The organism is Microbacterium sp. H6, from assembly GCF_003314775.1.
Lineage (GTDB): Bacteria > Actinomycetota > Actinomycetes > Actinomycetales > Microbacteriaceae > Microbacterium > Microbacterium oxydans.
The window spans coordinates 41,331-50,226 of record NZ_QOAY01000183.1; the positions used below are offsets into that span (position 1 = coordinate 41,331).

At 62.7% G+C, this 8,896-nt stretch carries 8 protein-coding genes; 7 read left to right on the forward strand and 1 reads right to left on the reverse strand.

Annotated features, from left to right (window positions below; translation table 11 throughout):
- Positions 1-67: 67 nt before the first annotated feature.
- On the forward strand, positions 68-628 hold the full coding sequence (locus DSP71_RS11880; RefSeq protein WP_113681187.1) for a recombinase family protein: 561 nt from the start codon (positions 68-70) through the stop codon (positions 626-628).
- On the opposite strand, the gene DSP71_RS11885 is transcribed toward DSP71_RS11880, so the two are convergent.
- Positions 625-2,085 carry an Abi family protein gene (locus tag DSP71_RS11885; RefSeq protein ID WP_113681188.1) on the reverse strand — a complete coding sequence of 487 codons (1,461 nt, stop codon included), beginning with the start codon at positions 2,083-2,085 and terminating at the stop codon, positions 625-627. The two genes, DSP71_RS11880 and DSP71_RS11885, sit on opposite strands and share 4 nt — an antisense overlap.
- A gap of 209 nt (positions 2,086-2,294) precedes the next feature.
- Between DSP71_RS11885 and DSP71_RS11890 the strand changes: the two genes are divergently transcribed.
- The 6 genes from DSP71_RS11890 to DSP71_RS11910 form a co-directional block, all read left to right on the forward strand.
- Positions 2,295-2,960, forward strand: a complete 666-nt coding sequence (locus tag DSP71_RS11890; protein ID WP_113681189.1) for a hypothetical protein — start codon at positions 2,295-2,297, stop codon at positions 2,958-2,960.
- A gap of 23 nt (positions 2,961-2,983) precedes the next feature.
- Complete coding sequence (locus DSP71_RS11895; protein WP_113681190.1) at positions 2,984-4,015, forward strand: XRE family transcriptional regulator; 1,032 nt, start codon at positions 2,984-2,986, stop codon at positions 4,013-4,015.
- 600 nt (positions 4,016-4,615) lie between these two features.
- Complete coding sequence (locus DSP71_RS21690; RefSeq protein ID WP_147251306.1) at positions 4,616-5,350, forward strand: hypothetical protein; 735 nt, start codon at positions 4,616-4,618, stop codon at positions 5,348-5,350.
- Between the two features lie 1,004 nt (positions 5,351-6,354).
- Positions 6,355-7,977: a sodium-dependent transporter gene (locus tag DSP71_RS11900; RefSeq protein ID WP_113681191.1), complete on the forward strand. Its 1,623-nt coding sequence runs from the start codon at positions 6,355-6,357 to the stop codon at positions 7,975-7,977.
- Positions 7,974-8,108, forward strand: a complete 135-nt coding sequence (locus DSP71_RS11905; protein WP_082108540.1) for a methionine/alanine import family NSS transporter small subunit — start codon at positions 7,974-7,976, stop codon at positions 8,106-8,108. The genes DSP71_RS11900 and DSP71_RS11905 overlap by 4 nt, the downstream gene beginning before the upstream one ends.
- A 93-nt stretch (positions 8,109-8,201) precedes the next feature.
- On the forward strand, positions 8,202-8,896 hold a 695-nt coding region (locus DSP71_RS11910), incomplete at its 3' end, for a helix-turn-helix domain-containing protein (RefSeq protein ID WP_258546400.1).

Consider the following 8,896-nt stretch of genomic DNA (forward strand, 5'->3'; position numbering starts at 1 on the left):
AAACGATCCGCCGAAACCCCCTGCCGAAACCTAACCGCGCCGGAACATCGGCAGTACCGTTTTCGGCATGGCACACGAAGTCGGATACGCCCGCGTCTCGAAACGAGACCAGAACCCCGAGGCGCAGGAAGCCGAGCTGCGCGCCGCCGGCTGCGAACGCGTCTTCGTCGACCACGGCGAGTCCAGCCGAGTCACCGACCGACCGCAGTGGCTCGCCTGTCTCGACTACCTCCGACCGGGGGACACCCTCAAAGTCCGGCGCCTCGACCGTCTCGCCGGCAGTGAGCGCATCCTGATTGAAACGCTGCAGGATCTCGACACTCGCCAGGTAAACATCGTCAGTCTTAGCGAGCCCCTGATCGACACCACCACCCCGATGGGGCGGGCGCTCTACGGCATCGTTGCGGTGTTCGCGCAGCTCCGCGTCGATACCATCCGAGACAACACGCAGCGTGGCCTCAATTTCGCGCGCAGCCAGGGCCGCGTTGGCGGCCGTCCGAGCGTGATGACGCCCGAGCGGATCGCGACCGCGGAGCGCATGCGCGCCGAACACGCGAGCTGGGAGAGCATCGGCCGTGTACTCGGAGTGGGTGCGTCCAGCGTGCGCCGAGCGCTGCGATCCAGCTAAAGGTAGGTGGATTGCGCTCCCTCAAGGGTCAGAGTGCCCTTCCGAAGTTGCTCGACTGGTGTGTCCGCGCTGGCTGACGGTGAGGTAGTCCACCATTCCAAGATCTGCCATCGGGCATCCTCCGCCTCAGCCCCGTCAGTCGTCAGATGAGCATAGAAATCAGCATTGATATCGCCGACAACGGAGTGAATGTTCCCAGAGTCGTGATCGAGCTGGAACGACGGAAAGAGCTTCGCTTCGCCCATTGTCACCCACACCAGGGCATGGCGACTTCGAAGATAGTTCAGCCAACTGCGGCGTTCCTTGGGCTCGCGACTGTGGAGGAGTTCTCGCATCGTCGAGGTGCTGGCCAGGTTGAGATCGGCCAACAGGCTGACGCGCTGGGCTACTTTCGGATCTCTCTGATAGTTCTCTCGCCACATGTCAGCGGTTTCCCACCCGGGTGGAAACCCGAGTGCGTCAAGATCAAGCCCCAGCTTGTCGGTACGCGACTGGATGAAAGGTTGGATGCGCGTCCTCCAGTCGGCCGCGGGCGCAACTCTCGCCAGCAGAAACGTGAGTACGGAGATCGTGCCGTACAGACGGCGTTGTGACTTGCTGGCGAGATGGGCTAGGTCGGGGATGTGAGCTGCGGAAGCTAGCTCCACGTCGAAACTGCGGTTCCACATACGCGAGTGGTGCGAGCAGAGGTTCCGAATGTAACGAATGTGGTTGAGCCAGTTCGACAGCAGTGTTGCATCACCTTTGCCGTCCTTGCCGATGAGGTCCAGGCTGGCAGCGATCCGCTCGCGATCATCTTGTGCGGCGCCGCCGTACAGTTGCGCGAGCGTGCCGAAGGACATGACCTCGGTCGCCACCCACACCGGCAGGTGCGGGCCGTACTTGGAACGAAAATGAGTGGCGAACGCCTCCTGGGAACGGCGTTCCTGGTCATCGAAGCGCTCCAGCCATTCCTGATGACGCGTCTTTGAGGGGACCTGCTCGACTGGGTCGGTCTTGGCGTCCCCCTGCGCGCCCACGCCCGAATGGGTTGTTTCTCCTGACTCCGCCTGCGCCGGCGCCAAGACGAATCCGGGGTCCAAGGCAGTGGGCTGGCGGTGCGCAAAAACGTCTCGCCGTCCTAGCGTATGCCCAACCTGAAACCGAAGGGCTACCTCAACTGCTTCCAGGGCATCAAACAGGGAGGCACGGAGTTCGCGATCGAAGTCGTACACCGAGCAGACATGGGCGAGCGTCGTTCCGGGCCGGACGGAAGATTTCACGATGGTGTTACCGACACCGTCGATTTCTCGCTCTCGATACGGATACCAGTATCCCGACAGTCGGTAGTAGCCGATGCGGCTTAGCAGCGTTTCCGCTGTCTCCTGGTCCCCAACATCCATGCCCCGCGACGCGAGCAAGGCAACCTGTTCGCGCACCGTCTTGAACGGCTTAGCGTAGCTGCTGTCATGCGTCATAAAAGAAAACTAGCCGCCTCTCGGTGAAGAGATAGCGGCTAGCCGTGTTGGGACAAAGCTAACACACCCCACCGACCTTCGGCTGAAAACAGGTACGGAGGAGCTTCTGGAGGCCGCACATCAACCCCAGTGACGAGAAAAGGTGTGTTATGCGTATTTTTGGACCACACATGCGGTAGAGTTTCACGCATCGAGCGAGGAGGCGTCCCATGACGATCTTGAATCTGTTTCCCCAAGAAGGAGCCGGCGATGAAGATCGCCTCGCTGAGCTCGACCTGTACTCCAGCGACTTTCAAACCGCCTTCCGTCCCGGATTGGCCCGAGCTATCAACCGCTCTGAGCTCGCGCCGCCCAACGCCGCGGGGACAGATCTCTACAATGACACTTTCGAGCTTCTCGCGCAGATCCTCGTCGCACGCGGCTGGCGAAAGGCCGTCGTGATGGGGCAGCCGCGCCTCCTCAACCCGGACGGAAAGTGTCAACTCGCTCTCTCCTCGGCCGAGCATGTTTCTGACCCGGATCCTCGAGTCAGCCCAAAAACTCGCCGCAAAGGCCCGGCAACGCAGCACTCCCTCGACAACGACCGCCCGAAGTCTCAGCTACCCCTCCCATTGCCCGAGTGGGTCGAGAACGACGATGAGCTTCCCCAGAAACTCAAGGAGGCTCCGCTCTGGTTCGTGCTTTACGGACGTAAACCCAGAAGTAGTTTTCTCCAGCTCGGTCTTGGCCGCCCGGCGAGGATGGATGTCTCCGACCGTGTTGTCGAGTGGAGTGACCTCATCAACATGACCGGGCTTGAGGGTGTGGGTGACCTCAGCGCCTTCGACCTGGATGACGACGGTGATATCGACGTTCCAGTCGAGCCCCGCGACTGACATCACAATCACGACGTCCCCGAATGTTCAGTCCAGTCCGCCTAAAGCTCGCCCGCCAACGTCGCGGCCTCACGCTCACCAAGCTTGCCGAAGAGAGCACAGTCTCGCTGCGGTCTCTCACCAACTACGAGAACAACAGCACTGAGCAGCCTTCCGATGAGTCTCTCCGTAAGATCGCACGGACGCTCGACGTCTCACTCGAGTACTTCCATCGACATGAGGTCGAACCCGTCCCTGTCGAGGCAGTGAGTTTCCGCAAGCTCTCGAAGACCTCCGCGACCAAGAGGGACGCCGTTCTATCGTCGGCGACCCTCGCTCTCGAGCTGTTCGATGTCATCGATCGTCACTTCCAGCTGCCAAACCCGGAGATACCGACATACGACAAGTTCTCGCCAGAACAGGCTGCCGAGATGGTCCGTCAGCTGTGGGGTCTCGGAGACAAGTCCATCGCTCACATGATTCACCTGCTGGAAGCCAAGGGCGTTCGGGTCGTGTCGCTGGCTCACGACTACACCGACATCGACGCCTTCTGCTTCTTCCGCGACTCTGTGCCTTACATGTTTGTGAACACCACTAAGTCCGGGGAGCGGCAGCGGTTCGATGTAGCTCACGAGTTGGGCCACCTCGTGCTTCACGATGAACGAGACATGACGCCAAAGGACTCGCGAGAGCGTGAAGCCGAAGCCAACGCCTTTGCGGCAGCCTTCCTGATGCCCGCCACCGGACTCCATGCCCAGGCGATGTGGAGTGCGAGCATGCCAAAGATACTCGCGGCCAAGAAGCACTGGAAGGTCTCCGCCATGGCGATGACCCACAGGCTCCACGAACTCAAGATGCTTAACGACTGGCAGTACCGCTCGACGGTCGTGACGCTGTCGAAGGCCGGCTACCGAAGCAGCGAGCCGGACGGCATCGTCCCCGAATCGTCGCAGCTTCTCCGCAAAGTCCTCTTCGGGCCAAAGGGCGTGTCGCTGAGCCGCGCGGCGGAGGAGCTAGCGGTTCCGTCTCGTGACCTCACAGGGCTCCTACAGGGTCTTGTGCCAGTCGCGGCATAGCAGCAGAAGCGATCGGACTGGATCAAGTTCGCCACGACTCGACACCACGGCCGAAGGTACTGGACCACAAAAAAGACCAGCCGCTGAGGTGTGGACTCTCAACGGCTGGCCTTCCGTTTCTGCGGGGGTGAGCCCGTAAGTGCGCATCAGATGTGCACGGGCTGTATCACCCTGGCCGTCTTGGGTGTTGAACTTGGCGGTGGAGACCAAGCAGAAGGCCGAGAAACTAGGGAACATGCTCCCCGCCTGACCTTATACACAAGGAGACCACCGGGCGCAACCCTCAGTCATCGGGACCTCTGTTTATACCCGTACCGAACATGTATAATAGCCCTAACGGGACCCCTATAGAGGTACCCCTCGTCACGGCGCATCAGTACTCACGCCAGTTTAGCCCTGAACTGCGGTTAGGGCAAAGATCAAGGGACGGACGCGATGGTGAACGCACTAGCTAAGGACGTAAGGCGAGACACTTGCCCTCTTCGCCGTTCTTTCGTAGAGCGCCCGGAGGGCAGTGACGCGCTGACACCTCTGGCCGCTCTCCTGAGAACCTCTGGGGAGGTCGGCGGAAAAGGCGGCGGCTTGCGAATCGCTCTGCTGATGTCGTTGATCTGGGTCACCGCGCGCCCCCCCTACGTGACGAATCGAGTGGCGCCCTATTGGGCGGAGCTACTTGGCAGAGAGGATCCAGGAGGGGTCGGTGCGCGAGCAATCCGCGATGCACTGCACGAACTCGCGGATCGTGGTCTCGTTCAGTTGCGCAGCACGGGTACCCGGCTGGAGATCATCCTCTGCAACGAATCTCAGCCCGAGACGGCCGCAGGAGATCCGAACCTCTACGTTCCCCCATACGGGCTTGAACAGTACATCCCTGTTCCTCGCTCGTTCTGGACGAGAGGACTTGCAGGGGAATTGTCCGGCGCAGGGATCGCGATGTATCTATGCTCGCTCGCGCTGACACGTAGCGACGATCCGGAGTTCTTCATCGCTGGCGCCCACTTCGAGGAACGCTACGGGATCTCGCGATCTAGCCGGAAGCGAGGCCTCGCGGAACTCACAGAGCGAGGAGTCCTAACGGTTCGCGTCGAAGAGACGATCGACTTCAAGACTTTTCGAAAGGTTCGACGCAACATCTACCGTCTTGCGAAAAGGTACCGGCAGCCGGAGGCGTGGACGCCGCCAGCCATAGAGGCGGGAGCTGAAAAGACGAAGAACGCCCTCGACCCGGCAGCCCGGCTCAGCGCGATCACATCTCCCTCGTCAGGGCGTGAGCGCGAGGAGACAGCTCGTTTGCTCGCTTCGTCGATGAGCTCGAAGCGACGCTCGCAGAAATAGGAGAGCGGTTCGCGTCGGCGCGGCGCGCAACAAGCAGAGTACTGTCACCCCCTAGCGTCAGAGTAAGCAGCTCTGCGTGAGGCCCTCCGTTGGCGTGTCGTTGCCTTTTGATCCCATTGGACCTCCTAGAGTGATGGTGCGCGATAGAAGTGCGCCTCGAACCCGGCCTAGAAGCCGGGTTTTGTCGTTAAGAGCCATCCGTGAGCCGTGAGCCTGACCCTTGGGGTACACGCACACGGAACGCGTTCGCGGCTCATGCCGCGTGCCGCCGGCCACAGTTCCGTGGACGGACCACCCAGAGGGGAGGTCGCAACGTGGATCTTTCGAGCCTGTTCTCGGATCCACTGTTGCTGCCTGCTCTGCTGATCGCAGCCGGCCAGGTCACCTGCCGGCTGCTGCCCCTTCTGTCGAAGCGAGCTAACAAGCTCGCCGTTCGGCTGATCCGGGCCAAGCGGAGCAAGTAGCAAAAAGCGCCCAACGCCAATGGTTAAGGAGGAGTCTGCCCAAAATCAGACTGACATAATTACGACTATCAGTGGCGCCACCCGTCGGTCACAGCGGAGCGGTGCAGACCATTTGTTTAACAGGATAGGCCCGGGCCCGAATTTGTGACGAGCACGGTGATCCGGGCGGCGCCAGGTGTCCCCCAGGTGTCCCCGGGTATCGCGAGGATACTGTTTCAGGCGATCTCTCGCGTGCCGGAAGTGCGTCAGGTGCATCCTGATAATCCCTGTTCATCCGCCAAAAGCAGAAGTTTCCTCGGCTGATCAGGTTCAGGGTCTCGGTGCCGCACTTCCGTCAGAATCACCCTGCTAAGGTGGAGTCCCCTCACGGGGACCAGGGGTTCAAATCCCCTCGTCTCCGCAGAAGAACCCCCGCTCCGGCGGGGGTTTTCTCGTTCCCGACCCGTGCGCCCCGCTCACTGCGCTCCGGTTCACTGCCCTCCGTCCAGAAAACTGCTGCCGACTGTGAACGGAGCGTCGCCCTCGGGTAGCCTCGTCCGCATGTCCTCCGCCACGACGCAGACCCACAAACGCGAAGCCTTCGGCTCGCGGAACGTGTTCATCCTCTCCGCGATCGGCTCAGCGGTCGGCCTCGGGAACATCTGGCGGTTCCCCTACGTCGCCTACGAGGGCGGCGGCGGGGCGTTCCTCATCCCGTACCTGTGCGCGCTGCTGACCGCCGGCATCCCGCTGCTGTTCTTCGACTACGCGATCGGTCATCGATACCGCGGATCGGCGCCTCTCGCCTTCCGTCGTCTGCACCGTGCTGCCGAGCCCCTCGGATGGTGGCAGGTGCTCATCTGCGTCGTGATCGCCGTCTACTACGCCGTGATCATCGCGTGGGCGGCCATGTACACCTGGTTCTCGGCCCAGCTCACCTGGGGTGCGGGCAACGAGAACGACTTCTTCTTCGCCGACTTCCTGCGCTCGGCGGACGTCGCCGAAGTCGGCGTCTCGACCGACTTCGTCCCCCAGGTCGGCATCCCTCTCGTGGTCGTGTGGCTCATCGTCATCGTGATCATGGCGCTGGGTGTGAAGCGCGGCATCGGCAGGGCGAACATGATCCTGATGCCGTTGCTCACGGTCATGTTCGCGATCCTCGTGGTGCAGTCGCTGTTCCTCCCCGGTGCGATGGACGGCCTCAACGCCTTCTTCACCCCGAACTGGGAGGCACTCGCCGACCCGGGCGTCTGGGCCTCCGCGTACGGCCACATCTTCTTCTCGCTGTCGGTCGCGTTCGGCATCATGGTGACCTACTCCTCGTATCTCAAGCGCAAGACCGACCTGACCGGTTCGGGACTCGTCGTGGCCTTCGCGAACTCGGGCTTCGAGATCCTCGCCGGCATCGGTGTCTTCGCGGCCCTCGGCTTCATGGCGCAGGCGCAGGGGACCGAGGTGGCGGGAGTCGCCTCTTCCGGCATCGGATTGGCGTTCATCGCGTTCCCGACGATCGTGTCGCAGGCGACGGGCGGATCGATCATCGGCGTCCTCTTCTTCGGGGCTCTGGTGTTCGCCGGAGTCACCTCGCTCATCTCCATCCTCGAGGTGATCGTCGCCGCGCTGCAGGACAAGCTGGGCTGGGCGCGTGTGCGCACGACCCTGACCGTGGCGATCCCGCTCGCTATCGTCTCGATGGCGCTGTTCTCGACGACGACGGCGCTCTCCGTCCTCGATACGGTCGATGCCTTCGTGAACTCCTTCGGCATCATGGCGGTCGCCCTGGTGGCCGTGATCATCGTGGCCTGGTTGCTGCACAAGCTGCCGGTGCTGGTCGAGCACCTCAATCGTCGATCGAGCTTCCGGGTGGGCGCGATCTGGAAGCTGCTCGTCGGCGTGCTGGCACCCGTCGTACTCGGGTACCTCTTCATCAGCGAGCTCATCGCGAAGACGTCCGAGCCGTACAGCGGCTATCCGGCCTGGTTCCTCGCCGTCTTCGGATGGGGCATGGTGATCGCCCTCGTGGTGCTGGCCCTGGTCCTGTCGGCGTTGCCGTGGAGCGGCCGTTCCCACGCGAAGGACGATCCCGAGTACGACGAGTTCCTCGTCGAAGAGGAGTACGAGCCGGATGCGGAGACGTCCGCGATCCCGGCCGTTAGCACCACGACGAAGGGAGCGAGCGCATGACTCCGATCGCTGTCGTCATGATGATCATCGCCATGGTCACGGTCTGGGGTGGGCTGGTCGCCGGGATCGTGAACCTGGCCCGTCATCCCGAGGAGTCGGAGACGGAGCCGGCACCTCCCGTCGAGCTCTGACCGGGCGTCGACGGAGAACCGATCGCATCCGACCGGAGAAGTCGGGTCGGCGTATGAGATGCGCAGCGACGATGGTGGGGAAAGGAGGACCCCATGATCGGCACGCTGAACGCCCTGGTCGACCTCGTCGACACCTACGGTGTCGCGGGAGAGATCGACATCGACGCGTTCGCCCGTGAGAACGGCACGACGGAGTACCACCTGCGTCGGATGTTCTCGGCGCTGGCGGGGATGCCGCTCTCGGAGTACGTGCGTCGTCGCCGGATGACGCACGCGGGAGCGGAACTCGCAGCCGGCGCTCCGAGCCTGCTCGACGTGGCCGTGCGCCACGGATACGGCTCGGTCGAGGCGTTCGCTCGCGCCTTCCGCGCGGTGCACGGCATCGGACCGGCCGATGCGCGCCGTGACGGGGGTCCTCTCCGTACACAACCCTCGCTCCGGTTCCGCCTGAGCGTGGAAGGGAGCATCCCCATGCACGTCACCATCACCCACCGGCCCGCGCTCGTGCTCGTCGGTCACGCCGTGGAGGTTCCGTTGATCCACGAAGGCGCCAATCCGCACATCCAGGCGCACATCGCGGCCATCCCGCCCGAGGAGCATGCGCGGCTCAAGACCCTCGGCGATGCCGAGCCCTCGGGGATCCTGGCCGTCACGGCAGACGTCGAACCCGACGCCCCGGAAGGCTCGCTGCTGAGGTATCTGCACGGCGTCGCGGTGCAGAGCACGACATCGGTTCCGGAAGACCTCGACGTGCTTCCGGTCGACGAGGGATCGTGGGCGGTCTTCGC

Bases quoted from the DNA above. Each gene is read 5' to 3' on its own strand.
- DSP71_RS11880 (WP_113681187.1), top strand. From the start codon at position 68: ATGGCACACGAAGTCGGATACGCCCGCGTCTCGAAACGAGACCAGAAC.
- DSP71_RS11885 (WP_113681188.1), bottom strand. From the start codon at position 2,085: ATGACGCATGACAGCAGCTACGCTAAGCCGTTCAAGACGGTGCGCGAA.
- DSP71_RS11890 (WP_113681189.1), top strand. From the start codon at position 2,295: ATGACGATCTTGAATCTGTTTCCCCAAGAAGGAGCCGGCGATGAAGAT.
- DSP71_RS11895 (WP_113681190.1), top strand. From the start codon at position 2,984: ATGTTCAGTCCAGTCCGCCTAAAGCTCGCCCGCCAACGTCGCGGCCTC.
- DSP71_RS21690 (WP_147251306.1), top strand. From the start codon at position 4,616: ATGTCGTTGATCTGGGTCACCGCGCGCCCCCCCTACGTGACGAATCGA.
- DSP71_RS11900 (WP_113681191.1), top strand. From the start codon at position 6,355: ATGTCCTCCGCCACGACGCAGACCCACAAACGCGAAGCCTTCGGCTCG.
- DSP71_RS11905 (WP_082108540.1), top strand. From the start codon at position 7,974: ATGACTCCGATCGCTGTCGTCATGATGATCATCGCCATGGTCACGGTC.